This window comes from Mesorhizobium sp. P5_C1, assembly GCF_054049815.1.
On record NZ_JBFULQ010001161.1, the window covers coordinates 1 to 892 of the forward strand.

An 892-nucleotide genomic window follows, 5' to 3' on the forward strand; every position below is an offset into this window, starting at 1 on the left:
GGATGAGAGTTGYCCGCAAACGATCGTCYCTTCTCCATGCGAGAACGTAAGATTGACGATAGCCGTCCCTCGGCATTCGACCCCGGTATTGGTCTGTCCGCTAATAGTTCCGCGCCGTGTAATGCTGTTGACGAAAGCCGTCCCGGAAAAGGAGAGCGTCCCATCGGCAGTCTGACCGGAGACTGGTGCGATGATGGTGAGCAGATTTTGCGCCTGCGCGTRGYCGACAGCCTCTAAGGCACCATACGCAATCAGCATTGTGGCTAGGATTCGCCTGGTCTCGCCGAGGTCTCCGCAATGGTATCTCAATTGAAGCTTGCCAGCCCCGCGCGGCGGGCACCCTCTCGGATCGCGGCAATAGCGGGAGGATTGGTGACTGGATAGGAGCCGATAAACCCTTCGGCCGAAGTGTTTGGAAATTCTCTCGCCAACCGGTTGGCAATCTTTATTGCCTGGGGTGTTTCACCGAGCATGGCGTGCGCCATGGCCTGGAACAGCAGCGTTGCAGGCGAGTCCGGCGGTGCTTGGCTGAACGCGGTCAGGCACTCCCTGAGGAGACCTACAACGAAGCTCGATCGGCCAAGCATGCTATAGTACCAGGAAACATACGGATTGAGACGGATCGCGCGCTTCGCCAGTTCATATCCTTCCCGCGGGTCGCCTGTCACRAACGCCTTTCCTCCGGCAAGCAAGGCGAGGGTATCGGCATCGTGCGGGGCGGCCGCCAAGGCAAGATCATGTTCTCTTGCTGTGGCATCGAGATCGCCCTGCAAGGCTCGAAGCTCGGCTAGACATATGCGTGCATGGGTATCACCCGCGTCGAGCGCCAAAGCTCGTTCGAGGCACAGTTTCCATTGCTCCTTTGYGTCGGAAGGGTCGTTGGTGAACGCAT

At 58.7% G+C, this 892-nt stretch carries 1 protein-coding gene; it reads right to left on the reverse strand.

What is annotated here, in order from left to right:
• Positions 1-305: 305 nt before the first annotated feature.
• Positions 306-892, reverse strand: a 587-nt coding sequence (locus ACXJ7R_RS34610) for a tetratricopeptide repeat protein (protein ID WP_457155718.1), incomplete at its 5' end; no start/stop codon positions are given.